The 12913-nt window shown below is 62.6% G+C and carries 14 protein-coding genes; 11 read left to right on the forward strand and 3 right to left on the reverse strand.

Features of this window, described 5'->3' with window-relative positions; all coding sequences use genetic code 11:
* Nucleotides 1-144: 144 nt before the first annotated feature.
* The 9 genes from ACODTJ_RS08180 (at nt 145) to ACODTJ_RS08220 (ending at nt 9423) form a co-directional block, all read left to right on the forward strand.
* The gene (locus ACODTJ_RS08180) at nt 145-1380 is read left to right on the forward strand and encodes an MFS transporter (RefSeq protein WP_454654652.1); all 1236 of its coding nucleotides are present in this window, start codon (nt 145-147) and stop codon (nt 1378-1380) included.
* 446 nt (nt 1381-1826) lie between these two features.
* Nucleotides 1827-3059 carry a hypothetical protein gene (locus ACODTJ_RS08185; RefSeq protein WP_488848084.1) on the forward strand — a complete coding sequence of 411 codons (1233 nt, stop codon included), beginning with the start codon at nt 1827-1829 and terminating at the stop codon, nt 3057-3059.
* A gap of 303 nt (nt 3060-3362) precedes the next feature.
* Nucleotides 3363-3551, forward strand: a complete 189-nt coding sequence (locus ACODTJ_RS08190) for a hypothetical protein (protein ID WP_488848086.1) — start codon at nt 3363-3365, stop codon at nt 3549-3551.
* Nucleotides 3551-3745, forward strand: a complete 195-nt coding sequence (locus ACODTJ_RS08195) for a hypothetical protein (RefSeq protein ID WP_488848089.1) — start codon at nt 3551-3553, stop codon at nt 3743-3745. Before ACODTJ_RS08190 ends, ACODTJ_RS08195 begins: the two co-directional genes overlap by 1 nt.
* Nucleotides 3742-4272, forward strand: a complete 531-nt coding sequence (locus ACODTJ_RS08200; RefSeq protein WP_488848091.1) for a bifunctional DNA primase/polymerase — start codon at nt 3742-3744, stop codon at nt 4270-4272. The genes ACODTJ_RS08195 and ACODTJ_RS08200 overlap by 4 nt, the downstream gene beginning before the upstream one ends.
* A gap of 2 nt (nt 4273-4274) precedes the next feature.
* A complete protein-coding gene (locus tag ACODTJ_RS08205; protein ID WP_488848093.1) occupies nt 4275-6041 on the forward strand; it encodes a hypothetical protein in 1767 nt (588 codons plus the stop codon).
* 339 nt (nt 6042-6380) lie between these two features.
* A complete protein-coding gene (locus ACODTJ_RS08210) occupies nt 6381-7628 on the forward strand; it encodes a site-specific integrase (RefSeq protein WP_488848094.1) in 1248 nt (415 codons plus the stop codon).
* 222 nt (nt 7629-7850) lie between these two features.
* On the forward strand, nt 7851-8030 hold the full coding sequence (locus ACODTJ_RS08215; protein WP_488848096.1) for a hypothetical protein: 180 nt from the start codon (nt 7851-7853) through the stop codon (nt 8028-8030).
* Nucleotides 8031-8568: 538 nt separating this feature from the next.
* Nucleotides 8569-9423: a hypothetical protein gene (locus ACODTJ_RS08220; RefSeq protein WP_488848097.1), complete on the forward strand. Its 855-nt coding sequence runs from the start codon at nt 8569-8571 to the stop codon at nt 9421-9423.
* Between the two features lie 60 nt (nt 9424-9483).
* On the opposite strand, the gene ACODTJ_RS08225 is transcribed toward ACODTJ_RS08220, so the two are convergent.
* Together ACODTJ_RS08225 and ACODTJ_RS08230 are read right to left on the reverse strand one after the other, a co-directional pair.
* Entirely contained in the window at nt 9484-9861 is a 378-nt protein-coding gene (locus ACODTJ_RS08225) for a hypothetical protein (protein WP_488848099.1), read from the reverse strand.
* A 55-nt stretch (nt 9862-9916) separates the two neighbouring features.
* The gene (locus ACODTJ_RS08230; protein ID WP_488848101.1) at nt 9917-10633 is read right to left on the reverse strand and encodes a hypothetical protein; all 717 of its coding nucleotides are present in this window, start codon (nt 10631-10633) and stop codon (nt 9917-9919) included.
* Nucleotides 10634-10747: 114 nt separating this feature from the next.
* Here ACODTJ_RS08230 and ACODTJ_RS08235 point away from each other — a divergent pair, with 114 nt between their 5' ends.
* Together ACODTJ_RS08235 and ACODTJ_RS08240 are read left to right on the forward strand one after the other, a co-directional pair.
* On the forward strand, nt 10748-10990 hold the full coding sequence (locus ACODTJ_RS08235) for a helix-turn-helix domain-containing protein (RefSeq protein WP_488848104.1): 243 nt from the start codon (nt 10748-10750) through the stop codon (nt 10988-10990).
* A 2-nt stretch (nt 10991-10992) separates the two neighbouring features.
* The gene (locus tag ACODTJ_RS08240) at nt 10993-11403 is read left to right on the forward strand and encodes a hypothetical protein (RefSeq protein ID WP_488848106.1); all 411 of its coding nucleotides are present in this window, start codon (nt 10993-10995) and stop codon (nt 11401-11403) included.
* Between the two features lie 293 nt (nt 11404-11696).
* Here the strand turns inward: ACODTJ_RS08240 and ACODTJ_RS08245 are convergent, their stop codons facing one another.
* The gene (locus ACODTJ_RS08245) at nt 11697-12701 is read right to left on the reverse strand and encodes an NAD(P)-dependent oxidoreductase (protein WP_488848108.1); all 1005 of its coding nucleotides are present in this window, start codon (nt 12699-12701) and stop codon (nt 11697-11699) included.
* Nucleotides 12702-12913 lie beyond the last annotated feature (212 nt).

Here is a 12913-nt window from a genome sequence, read left to right on the forward strand (position 1 = left end):
CCTCGGCATCCACAGGCTGACTCACGGGCGATCGTTGCGCCGGCTCAGGCCCCATGAGATGCGAAAAGATCCGAATTTGGACGATGCCATGTCGGCATCGTCGCTCCGTAGGGCTTGGCCGGAGCAGCATCAAGGGCTTGTATCATGAGTGAACTGCGAATGGCGGCAACGCCATCGGCGCCGACGGAAGTCGACAGCAAGGCCCGCAAGGCCCTCTGGGGCGCGGCGATCGGCTATGCGATGGACGGGTTCGACCTGCTGATCCTCGGCTTCATGCTGCGCGCGATCTCGGCCGATCTGCAGCTCAGCCAGGCACAGGCCGCCTCGCTGGTCACCGCGACGCTGGTCGGCGCCGTGCTCGGCGGCATCGGCTTCGGCATGCTCTCGGATCGGATCGGCCGCGTCCGGGTCCTGACCTGGACCATCGTCCTCTTCGCCGTCTTCACCGGCATGTGCGCCCTGGCGCAGGGCTACTGGGACCTGCTGCTCTACCGCACCATCGCGGGCCTCGGCCTCGGCGGCGAGTTCGGCATCGGCATGGCGCTGGTCGCCGAGGCCTGGCCGGCCTCGAAACGCGCGCGCGCCTCCTCCTATGTCGGGCTTGGCTGGCAGGTCGGCGTGCTCGCTGCCGCGCTCGCCACACCGCTGCTGCTGCCCTCGATCGGCTGGCGCGGCATGTTCGCCATCGGCATCCTGCCAGCGGTCGCGGCCTATTTCATCCGCCACTCCCTGCATGAGCCCGAGGTCTTCGTGGCCCGCTCCAAGGACCGGCCGAAGGAATCGGCGCTGCGCCTGCTGGTCAAGGATCGCGAGACCACGAAGCTCAGCCTCGGCATGGTCATCCTCTGCTCGGTCCAGAACTTCGGCTATTACGGCGTGATGATCTGGCTGCCGAACTACCTCGCCACGCGGTTCGGCTTCGCGCTGACCCAGTCGGCGGTATGGACCGCGGTGACCATCGGCGGCATGGCGCTCGGCATCTTCGCCTTCGGCCATATCGCCGACCGGATCGGCCGCCGCCCGGCCTTCTTCGGCTACATGATCGGCGCCGCAGTGATGGTGCTCGTCTATTCGCGGCTGACCGACCCGATGCAGTTGCTCGTCGGCGGCGCGGTGATGGGCTTCTTCGTCAACGGCATGCTCGGCGGCTATGGCGCACTGATCAGCGAACTCTTCCCGACGGCGGCGCGCGCCACCGCCCAGAACGTGCTGTTCAACATCGGGCGCGGTGTCGGCGGCTTTGGTCCGGTCGTCGTCGGTGCGATCGCCGCCGCCTACGGGTTCCAGACCGCCATAGCGCTGCTGGCCACCCTCTATCTCCTCGACCTTATCGCCATGTGGCTCCTCATTCCAGAGAAGCGCGGCGCGGAATTGACCTGAGGCAGGTAAAGAAGCATCGCATGCAGATGCGGAGGGCGCCGATCGGCGCCCTCTTGCGTTTGAAAGCTGATGGCAGCCCGAGAATTCCGGCATAAGGCCCCAAAAAGCAAAAAGCGCCGGAAGATCCGACGCTTGCATGCTTCCCAAGTCCTGAGATTGTCTGGAGCGGGCGAAGGGATTCGAACCCTCGACCCCAACCTTGGCAAGCGATTTACTGTAGTGTTCTTATATTCCACTACCGTTCGCGCCTGTCAATTGGAATGCGCGTGTGTCGCTCCGTTGCAAATTACATTAAATGGACTAGCGTGAAGTCGCCGCACGGCCGTGAAATAACGTGGACCCGTGAGACTGCAACCGCGAGGTAACCGCGGAGTTTTCCGGTCTCGCGAAAGTCCGATTGAGGCGGCACGCTGGCAGCGAATCGTCTGCTGCCATTCGGTGCACCTATGCCTTCTCACCTGACCCGCCGTCAGCTCTATGACCTGATCTGGTCGCATGAGATGCCGCAGGTTGCGGCGCATCTTGGTATCTCTGAATGGCAGGTTCGGCAGATCTGCGAAAATCACCGCGTGCCTTTGCCGACGAGCGCATTCTGGCGCGACAGAGGTGCGGGAAGGAAGGCCAAGCAGGCCATCTTCACAACGACGATGGACGCAACTTTTGAGGTGATCGCCTTTAGCGGCAGTAAACCGATCGCACCACTTCCCATCGCTAAGCCGGCACCAGTTAGCCCGCCAGCAGCGCCCAAGCGCGAACTCCCCAAGAAGACCCGGCCGAAAGGTGTCGAGTGGGTCAAGGTCGTCCAGCCGCATCACGCCCTGGTCGCCGTAACGAAAGAACTTCGGGCAACGAAGCCTGACGACCATGGCGTAGTTATCATCGGCGGCGAAAAGATCCCCTACACGTCGATTGGCCTTCCTTCGGTCGAACGCGCCATCTTCGTGCTCGACAAGATCTTCCGTGACCTCGAGACGCGCGGCGTCGGCATCAAACTCTCACGGCAATGGTTCACGGCTACCCGCGGCGAAGAGTCGGTCGACTTCAAGCTGTCGGAGAAGGTAGCCAAGGTGAAGCACGTCCCCACTGATTACGAGTTGCACCAGGAGGCGCGCCGGCTCCGCGCGGGAGGAGAAAATTACAGCTGGTACTGGAACAAGGCGTATCCCGAATTTGATTTCCTGCTGACTGACACACTTAAGCTATCAATGTCGCTGTGGGGCAGCCACGGGAGCCGTCTCGACTGGCAAGACCGCAAGACATTCTCCCTCGAAGATCAGATTGATGACATCGTCATCGCGTTCGAGGAACGCCTAGAAGCCGACAGGTTACGGAAAATCGAGCGGGAGCGGGAACGTCTGCTTTCGATTCGCGCTGACGAAAATCGGAGGTTGGCCGAGCAGCGTCGCAAGCGCGAGGATGAGCGAGACGCCCTGATTACGGAGATTGTTCAGCTCCAAGCTAAAGCCCGCGACCTCAGTGCTTGGATCGATTGGGCCTCGCCGATCGACGATCCGGAAACGAAGCGCATGTTGGAGTGGGCTCGCAAACGCCTTGCCTCCATCGAGCGCGCCGTAAACCCCGGCAAATTTGGCGATTGGTTGCGGGAGAAGAAGCTCTTTCCGGAGGTCGATCCGTTCGCGCCCCTACCGAGCGATCCGGATCTCGAAACCGGGCCGTGAGAGCACGAAACCGTACTGCCGTAATATCCCCGTGACGCCCCAGGCGTGCATACCCGCGTACCCGACGGGCGGCAGCTACGCGCCCGCGCGTGTGCGGAAGCTGAATTGACAAGCCGCGCCGCCACCGGGATAACGGTGTTGCGACTTACACGTGACCAGGTCTGGTATGAGGGACATAGGGGCCCTTGAGTTAAGACACTGGGTGAAGGTTCGAGGTCGCTTCATTTCCCACCACTTGGGCGATGAGGCGTATCCGTGCCTTCCGGTCAACGGTCGCAGCTTCGCCCTCAATGAGGCGAAGCCATGCAGCCCGAAAATAAGCTCTACACGCTCAAAGAAGCTGCCGACCTGATCGGCGCCAAGTACTGGCAGCTTCAACGTGCCGCGAAGCGCGGCTTGATTCCCTACTTCCAGCCGTTCAGCTCCCGGAAGCTCGTCCGCCTCTCGGACGTCCTGGCCGTGATCGAGGCGTCGAAGAAGGGGGGCGAGTAATGTCGGACATCATCGAGCCGCCCTTCGATACGCACGATGACGAAGACCCGTTCCTGATCCCGCCCGGCCAACCGGGCGCGATGGTCGACCGCTTGGCGGTAGCGCAGGGCTGGCTGAAGAGCATTGAGCCCCGTGATGCCGCGGTTCAGTTGGAACTGCTCGTTAAGGTCGTGCTGCGCGGAGGTCGGACATGACCGCCGCCGGCAACAACATCTTCGGCGAAAATGCCTCGGCATACCGGGATGCGGGGTTCTGGCCCCGCCCGGTCGTGCTCGGCGAAAAGCGGCCGCCAATGAAGAATTGGCAGCTGCCAGATGCCGAAATCCCGCCGGAAATACTCCGGCGGTGGCTCCATGACTACGCAGAGCTGGGCATCGGCGTCGCGATGGGCTCGCTCTTTCCCGATGGCTCCCGTCTTGGCGCACTCGACATTGATGACGATCGTTTCATCCGGCTCGCTAAAGCAGCCCTCATGGATCCGCCTAGCGGGCGGGTAGGAGCCCGAGGAATCGTTTATTTCGTCAGAGTGGCCGCTGAGAAGCCCAATCGCAACTTCGCAATCAAGTCCGGCGATCAGACTGTGAAAGTCGGCGAACTGCTCGTCGACAGGAAGTTCTGCGTTCTGCCGCCGACGATACACCCCAATGGCAACCCTTACACCTGGGTCGGATCGAGCTTGCTTGATGTCGACTACACCAGCCTGCCTCTGATCGAGGACTGACGATGCAACTGCGCGCACAACGAAAAATCCCGCTCGCCATGCTCGATATCCTTTTCGGATCAGAGCAAATACTCGCAATCATGCGTGGACGCGGAACGCACCTTCCGGCGCTTGATATCATCGCTCGGATCGTACCCTTCACCCAGGACGTGGATCGGATAAAGGCGATCATCGCGGCAGTGCTCCCGGTCAACTACGAGGGCAACACCCTCGACGAAGTGGAGCGAATGGTTTCTGGAGCTCTGTCGAAGGATTTCGACAAGCCCGCCAGGACGCCGCAATCGCAGTCGGCGATCGCTCTCAAGGAGGTTCAGCGCAACGGCATCGAAGCCGTCGCGGACCAGAATGGCGAAGTCTTCGTTGGCATCCCGCAGACAGCCGGTGGCGTCATCTATCACCAGCTCAGGTCGACGCCGAGCAAGGCGTTCTTCCGCCTGATGGTGCTGCGCGCCACCGGCAAGCCGCTCAAGCATGAGCCGTTGACAGAACTCCTCGACAATTTGGAGGCGAACGCTCTGCACACCCTGTCGCCGGTCTCTATCCACCTGCGTTGGGCGAGGGACAACGATCAGCTGGTACTGGACCCCGGCTGGCCGAACGCAGACCGGATCCTGGTCAAACGCTCCGGATGGACGATCGGTCGAGCCGAGCACGTCCGCTTTCGTCGCCCGTCGGGCTTTGGCGCGATGCCGCGTCCTGGCACAGGCAAAGGGCTGAACCGGCTTACGAAGTTGCTCGGGCTGGAGGGGCGGAACGCCGTCCTGTTCATCATCTTCCTGATGAACTGCATGCGGCCCAATGGACCCTACATGTTTCTGATCGTCGAAGGTGTGCAGGGCAGCGGCAAGAGCGCGCTATCCACCGTGATTCGGCGCATTGTCGACCCGAACGCGGTGCCGAAGGGCCGGCTGCCGAAGAACGAACATGAGCTGATGATCATAGCCTCCGAGAATTTCCTGCTGCTGTTCGACAACGCGTCGAGCGTGCGGTGGGAAATTTCGGATAGCCTTTGCGCCATAGCAACGGCATCGGGCTTCAGCACGCGCAGATATTACACCGACAACGAGCTGCGGACATTCCTCGTCTGCCGCCCGGTGCTCCTGAATGGGATCGGCCAGTTTGCCGATCGGCCCGATCTACTGGAACGCTCGATCCAACTGCATCTGCCGAAAATGCCGAACGAGAAACGGCTGACGGAAAAGCAGCTTGGCGATGAGCTGGAGAAGCTGCTTCCGGACGTGCTGGGCGAATTGCTTGACGCCGCCAGCGCCGCTTTGGCGGGCATAGAAGAGATTCCGCCCCCCACAGGCGTTCGCATGGCAGATGCGGCCCATTGGGCTATCGCAGCCGAGAAAGCGCTTGGCTTTAAGCCCGGCACTGTCCACGCCGCCATGATCGACGATCAGCATGAAACCATGATCGATCGCGCGCTGGGCGATCCGCTCGTGCTCGCCATCATCGAAATCGTCCAGGAGGTCCGCGCCGCTCGCCTAGGCGATGGATATCGAGGACGTGTCAGCGAGCTGCTCGACGTCCTTCGCAAGGACGATCGCCGCGTCGAAAAATGGGTCCCTGGAACACCCGCGCATTTGTCGAACCAGTTGAAACGCCTCATCCCGGCCTTCGCTACGCTCGGCGTTATAATCACCTTTCCGCCGCGCCAAAATCGCGGGCAGGAGGTGGAAATCACGTTCGTTCCGGACGGCATCGCCGCGAAGATGGACGACAGCGGGCCGCGCGGCATTGCGGGGATGAAGTCGAGGATCTGACCGGCGAGTGTAACTGGTGTAGCTCGTGGCGCCGCCTGCCCACCCTTCCCCCCTTCACCGGGTTGGCCATAGCGGCGCCGCCGGCGCACCGCGCCGCCAGTGTGGCAGCGCCACTGGCTGCACTGGCTACACTCGTCGGCTGCGATTTCAACCTCGGCGAGGCAATAATGCGATGTATCGCGGGCCTCGCCGAGACGGCATCCGAGCGTATCCGTGAATTTCGTGGTTACGCTTGTGGTTTCAATTCGAATGCTCTGAAGATATCCGGCGCCCGGTGATTAATTGTGCGGGTTCCTTCGCCGTGATTTTTTGAGCATTTTTTCGTTCTCAGAGGTCACTATGACGTTCCGAACCAACATCACCAAGCGGGTCCGGCGCCGCAAACTCAAGTCCGGCGAGGTCGTGAAGCAGCTGCGCTATGTGCTCAATTATCGCGAGCCGATCTCGGGTGACCGTCGGCAGGAGTTTTACGAGACCCTGAAAGCGGCCGAGGCCCGCCGGAATGATCTCACCGCCAAGGTGATGTCGGATTCATACGCCGACGAGCGCAAGGCTCCGACGGTCGGGCAGGCGGTCGACCATTGGCTCGCCGATCGCGATGGCAAAGTGAAGCCGAACACACTCGCCGGCTACAAGGTCGTCGTGGAGCACATTCGCGGGCCGTATTTCGACGGCTCGGCCAAGGACAAGCTCGCCTGGAAGGCTTCCGCTTCCGGCAAGCTGCCGAAGGGCTGTCGGCTGGTGCCAATGCTTGGCGAGATCAAGACGAGCGAGCTGACCACCGCCCGCATCCGCGCCTGGCATCGCGAGCTAACCGCACTGTCGGGACAGTATACGGCCAACCGGGCGAAATCGCATCTGATCTCGATCCTCGCCTTGAACGAGGAAGATTTCCGGGTGCGAGCCCCGTCGATGCCACGAGGTCTCGGTCGCAACCGGGTGAAGGCGAAGAAGGTCATCCTGACGCCAGCCGAGATCGGGAAGGTGGTCGAGGCTGCCCGGAACGATCCCGAGCATGGGCTCTACTATGCCTTCCCTTTCCTCGCCGGCACGCGGCCGTCGGAGCAGCTTGGCCTGCTATGGGAAGATGTGGACTTCGACGCGAACGTCGTCCGCGTTCGCCGCATCCAGGAGCGCGATGGCTCGCTGACGAACATGACGAAGACGGAGGCCGGCACGCGCGACATCCCCATGAGCGCGGTGTTGCGCGCGCTGCTGCTGGAATGGCGCGTGCGCTGCCCGAGGCTGGGCAAGGCCCTGCACCGGGTCTTCCCCGGTCCCGGCCGGCTTCAGCCCTGGCCGAACCAGCAGCGGAAAGGCGGCGGTGGTCCGCTGCTCTATCAGAACTACCGCAGCCGCTACTGGGAGCCGGTGTTCGAGACGCTGGGCCTGCCCTATGTCACGCCGCATTCGGCGCGGCATTCCTTCATCTCGACGCTGCAGGCCGAGGGCATCGAGGTTGGTCTCGTCGCCAAGCTCGCCGGCCACGCCAACGCCACCGTGACGCTCGGCCACTACACCCAGGCGGTTCGCGGCGGTGAGGCGGCCGTGGCAGCGCTCGACCGGGCCTATACCGCGGGCCGGTAGAACGCGCTGAAATCCAGGTAGAACGCGCTTGGGCGTGTGGGCGCCTATGAGCGGGGAGGATGGTGACGAGCCGCCCTCCCCGTCATCATTTGGGGTCGCCACCGACGTTATTGGCGCCCGCCGCGATCCTGCGTCGAACGCAATATCACCCCGTCTCCCCGAAAATTATCTGCGACGTTTCAGCGTGTTTCGATCGTTCCAGAACACGATGGAGACGACGCCATGGACCAGTACCGCCTGATCGATCTGCGCAGCCAGGTGCTGACCATCGTCACGCTGGATCAGGCCGCCGAACTCGCCGAGATCGACGCCGACGAGATACTCTGGGCGATCGAGGCGGAGGGCATCTGCGAGACCGACCTGCACGTCATCGCCGCCGTGGACGAGCCCGCCTCGCTCTGATGCGCGGCGCCCTCCACGACCGTATTGTCGCCCGCCTCGTCGCGGAGCGGCGATTGCAGCGTCTCACCCAGGCTCAGCTCGCCCAGCGTCTCGGCAGCTCGACCAGTTTCGTGTTTCGCTACGAGGCCGGCGCGCTACATCGACATCGCCGAGTTCATCGTCATCGCCCGCGCGCTCGGCATCGACCCGTGCGAGCTGTTGCGGCAGGCCGAGGCGGAGGGCTGAAGGGCGGGTGCGCTGCGCGGCGGCTATAGCTATAGCGGCTCACCCGGCAGCGGCCGCGCGGGTATGTACCCCGGCCCAGCGCGGGACCAGCCCGGCAGGCAGGGCGCGCCAGCCACTGCCGTAGAACCATGCCGCCGGCTCTCTGGGGACAAATGTTGCGCAACTCCCCCCATCTATCCGGGGTTGAAGCTAGCGCGAGGGGACCCGTCAGACAGCCGCTGAACCTTCCCGCTTATGTATCATGGCACGCTGCCAATCCGCGGGGGCATACTCGACAGATTCAGGCAAACACTCGACGGGGTGCGGGACGACTATGACGATGTTTCTCACGAAAGTTTGGGGGTTCGGAGAGCCGGTTGGGCCGCTGCAATTCAGTACTTCGGGCTGGCGAGTAAACGCACTGCGACAGTTAAAGCTGGGAGATCAAGTGTTACTGGTAGGTACGACGAGCGAGCCAACCCAGCCGGAGCAACGCGGGCGCCTTCTTGGCGTCATGGAGCCGACGAGCGAACCGGTGATGTCGCTTGACTATGATTTGCAGCCCACGGACCAAGACTTCGTCGATGGCGAATACAAATGGCCTGTGGGGTTGATGAACCGCCGCGCCTGGTTGATTCCTGACGGCCCGCTGCTGTCCGCTCTTATTCCGCGCAAGTTCAGCATGGATTCCGCGCAGGGTATCGTGCCGCTCACTCCCGAAGAGGAAGCCCGCGTGCGAGCGTTGCATTGGATTGAAGCCCCGTTGCTTCAGCCAACCGCGCAGGCACAGGAGAGGATTGCCCGCAAACACGGAGGCGCGAAGCGCTCGCCGCCACCGGCGACCTCGATGCGGACCGGCGTAATGCATATGCGCCGTGCCCCCGCATATACCTATGCGATGGAGATCAAGGGCGCGCGCCGCGTCGCCTTCAAGATTGGCTGGTCCTTCGATTACAAGCAGCGCGCCGTCCAATTCAACCACGCCGCTATGCCAGATTTGGGTGGCCTCGAATATGCGCCATTCCGGTTCCATTTATGGGACACCGCGCGGCAAGCGTATCAGATGGAGCAGAGGTTGCTCGGTCGCTTGGAAAAGCACCGGAGCACCAGCAATCACGAGGTCGTTGTCGGCGTGACCGCGAAGGAGATCGACGCCATATGGATTCAGGGCGTTATGGGTAAGTTGTAACTGCCACCTGGCGAGCAGGTCCGCGACCTGCTCGCTTCGGAACAATGTCGTGTCAGGGTGTCAAAACGACAAGCAGTTCACGACGCCATTATTGTTGGTGCAGCGGGTTAGGCTGGGCGACGATGCCGCTTGACGGCGATTGAACTCGCTGTTGCCCCGCTCCAACTCGATCGCGAGCCGCGCCTTCGCCTCTGCATCGCTCATCTGGCCGGATCGCACGCTCTGCGCCAGCAGATCACCGACCGCAAGATAACGGACGCCGAGGTCGTTGTTCATTTGGCCGGCGGTTCCAGCCGCGACGCGACCGCGAATGCAATCCCACATAGTCAGATACGAAGCCGACTGCGCAGAGCATTTCGACTGGGCGTCGACGAGGCCGACGCAGCCGGACAGGGCGATGCCGCAGATCAGCGCGGCGGCAATGGTGGTGAGTTTCATCGGAGGCTCCTCGGGCAAAAATCGGCACGGAAACACGCGGAAAATCCGCGCACAATCATGGGCTCGCAGACGCGATTAGCTCTGCATTCAGAAAGCTCGGGTCGGCGGTTTCGCGGACATGTTCTGCGGCAGCCGACAATGCGGCGCGGTGCCGTGGCTGGATCGCCAGCATGAACACGACATGACTGGTCCGGATCGCCCAGATCTCGGCATCAACAGCGCCACGCCGGAGGTCGTCGGCGACATCGCGAATGAAGCTCTCGCGCTCCCTGCGCTGGAAGTGCTGGTAGACCAGCAGCGAATGACCGGCACGATAGGCTGCAGCCAGCTCGTCGCGATAGACATATTTCGAGGAATTGAGCCGCCCCTTGGCGACCGAGCCGACCTCGATGCCGTTGTCGGGGTCGAAGAAGATCAAATCGGTATCGGCCAACGCCGCGCCCGCCTGCTTGAACCAGAGCTGCCGTTCGAACAGCGTCTCGGGTATGACCGTGTTGACGAACACGGCCCCCGGCAGGATCTCGCTGCCTTCAATCAGGATCAGCCCACGGGCATCGGGCTCGTGCCGCACACGGCGCAGCAGCGCGAACAGCTCATGATCATGACGATCCTGCTTGGGCTGATCGAGATACCCGAGCTTGCTGCCGTCGCGGCGTCCGTCGTTCGGCGTCAGCATCCAGCAGAAACCGAGCTTCGTCCCTGATCGAGCAAGCAATCTCAGAAGTGCGTATTTCCGATAGTCGTTGACGTCGCCAACGTACTGCTCCTTCACGCCCCGTCCCCCGAATCATCGCCTCGGGGCGCAGCATGCTCGAATACCCGATTTTGGGGTATTCGAATTTCGGGTTGAATTGGGCGGCCGGTTTCACCGCTTCAGGCGCCGGCTTTGGCTTCAACGCAACCCGATCTTTACAAGGCCCTGCTCCAAGCGCTGATCCAGGCGCGCAAGGACGCCGGCATCACGCAGGTTGAACTGGCTGCGCGCATCGGCCAGCGGCAGACCTTCGTGTCGAAATTTGAGACCGAGGAACGGCGGCTCGATGTGGCTGAGTACATCGCGATTGCGAGGGCGATCGGGGTGGAGCCGTACGACATGGTGCGGAAAGCCGAGGAACGGGGGCTGCGTTAAACATGGGGCAGAACCGCGAAACCGGAGCCGCAGGAAACGCCTATGGCCACCGCATGGGCAAGGCCATCGCAGCGTTGCTTCAGCTAGAGAAGCTTTCCGATCGCTCCAATGAGGTGAAGTGGCGGGGCGGTTTGGCCGTCATCAAAAGCTGTAGGCCGCGCACCACGTCATTCGGCGTCACGAAAGAAATGTTGGACCGTATCGACGCGATTCCCGTCGCTTGCGAGGATGGCAGCGGCAACGTCGAGATCATCGAGCTTGCCGCCGATCGATTTCGTCTCAGCATGGTCGACAGCCGTAGTGCGAGTGCCACCGGCGGACGGGTCAAACAGGTTCGCCGATCATTGGCCCGGCAAAATGGCGTGCGACTGTGCGTGTTAAGGGCAAGCGAACTGTCCATTCTCAGTCGCTAATGGCCCTTAGCTGCCGCCCGGAACGTCCGCTTTCCGGCATGTCAGTTCGCCGTCTGGCCTTAGGGCAGAACTTGGCTCCTTTGCTGACATCTAGAAGCTCCGCTTTTCGGCAGTTTGCGCACAGGTCAAGCGCAGACACCTGAGCCGATCTTGATGCGCAGCTGGTTAAGGGTCCATCGCGCCTCGTCTGGCAGAAAGAGGTGGCCGCGCGGGGATCGGCGGGCACCACCTGCTCACGCGCAAATCAGCGGCCCAATTTCTCCGTCAGCATCATTGTACGCAAACTCGGCGGGTCAGGACGAAGCGGTTTCGGCGCCGGCAATGCGGCTCCAGTTCTCATATGTCTCTTCGCCAGCACTTGCGAGCACCGCTTGCAAGGCATGGAGCATCGGCAGCGGGCCCGACGTCTCTCCGATCGACAGAGCCAGCCCGATGTCCTTACGCATGATCGCCTGCAGGTTGTCGAAATCCTGCCGGCGGCCAGTCCATGAGGTATAGGCGCGGATCACGTCCATGACGTCCCGCGTGATGAAGTTGCGGCCGGTGCCCGCCTCGTAGATAGGAATGACGTCGCCGAGCTTCAGCCCGTTGTCCAGGCAGATCCGGTAGGCTTCGGCGGCGATCATCTGTGTCGTCACGCCAACGATGTTGTTGACGATCTTCGTCACCTGCCCGGTTCCGAGCGAGCCGCAATGGTAGATCGCCTTGCCCATGCTTTCCATCAAGGGTCGCAGCCGCTCGAACACCTCCGGGGCGCCCCCGATCATGATGGCAAGCGTTCCGTCCTCCGCCCCCATCGTCCCGCCACTGATGGGCGCATCGACCAGTGCAACGCCCTTCGCCTCCAGCGCCTCGCCGAGACTGGTCATCTCGTTGGGCGCAACGGTCCCCATCACGGCCACGATCGGCGCCTTGCCGGCGATACCTTCCAGCACGCCGCCGGACCCCAGCAAGACGGAGCGCGTCTGCGCCGGCGTCGCAACCAGCACGGCCACGACATCGCAATCCGCGCAGTCGGCCGCGCGCGTCGTGCAACGTGCGCCCAGCGCAGCGAAAGTTGCCAGCGCCGCCTTGTCGCGATCACAGACGGTCAGCTCGAAACCCGCCTTGAGAATGTTGCGGGACATCGGGCCGCCCATCTGCCCCACCCCGATCACCGCGACTTTCCGAATCGTCATGCCGTATCCTGCTTGAAGGCTTGGTAGACAGCGGCGTTGCGCGCCTGCTCGACACCCGAGGTCCGAGATCGCCCCTTGGTCAGCGAGATAAACCTCGCACCACGCCCGGTCAGCGTCCATCGCCCCGGAGATAGGGCCGCCCTATATCCCGGAAAGCCTCGGCTGCCTGCCGCTTGCGCGTCTGCGCGGTTCGGACCGAGATGGGCCAGCTAGCTGCTCTCCCTGTCCCATGCCGGGTCGCCGGCCTGAACGAGGCCAGTAGCCGGTCGGGAGAAGGCTCATAAATGCACACGCGCTTCGGCAAGCGAGCTCCGCGCCGGTCCGGTGGATCG

The sequence above is a fragment of the Allobosea sp. FG18 genome, assembly GCF_057809495.1.

Coding starts and splice junctions, on each gene's coding strand:
- ACODTJ_RS08240 (WP_488848106.1), top strand. CDS start 10,993: ATGGGGCAGAACCGCGAAACCGGAGCCGCAGGAAACGCCTATGGCCAC.
- ACODTJ_RS08195 (WP_488848089.1), top strand. CDS start 3,551: ATGTCGGACATCATCGAGCCGCCCTTCGATACGCACGATGACGAAGAC.
- ACODTJ_RS08180 (WP_454654652.1), top strand. CDS start 145: ATGAGTGAACTGCGAATGGCGGCAACGCCATCGGCGCCGACGGAAGTC.
- ACODTJ_RS08245 (WP_488848108.1), bottom strand. CDS start 12,701: ATGGACGCTGACCGGGCGTGGTGCGAGGTTTATCTCGCTGACCAAGGG.
- ACODTJ_RS08200 (WP_488848091.1), top strand. CDS start 3,742: ATGACCGCCGCCGGCAACAACATCTTCGGCGAAAATGCCTCGGCATAC.
- ACODTJ_RS08190 (WP_488848086.1), top strand. CDS start 3,363: ATGCAGCCCGAAAATAAGCTCTACACGCTCAAAGAAGCTGCCGACCTG.
- ACODTJ_RS08210 (WP_488848094.1), top strand. CDS start 6,381: ATGACGTTCCGAACCAACATCACCAAGCGGGTCCGGCGCCGCAAACTC.
- ACODTJ_RS08205 (WP_488848093.1), top strand. CDS start 4,275: ATGCAACTGCGCGCACAACGAAAAATCCCGCTCGCCATGCTCGATATC.
- ACODTJ_RS08220 (WP_488848097.1), top strand. CDS start 8,569: ATGACGATGTTTCTCACGAAAGTTTGGGGGTTCGGAGAGCCGGTTGGG.
- ACODTJ_RS08225 (WP_488848099.1), bottom strand. CDS start 9,861: ATGAAACTCACCACCATTGCCGCCGCGCTGATCTGCGGCATCGCCCTG.
- ACODTJ_RS08185 (WP_488848084.1), top strand. CDS start 1,827: ATGCCTTCTCACCTGACCCGCCGTCAGCTCTATGACCTGATCTGGTCG.
- ACODTJ_RS08215 (WP_488848096.1), top strand. CDS start 7,851: ATGGACCAGTACCGCCTGATCGATCTGCGCAGCCAGGTGCTGACCATC.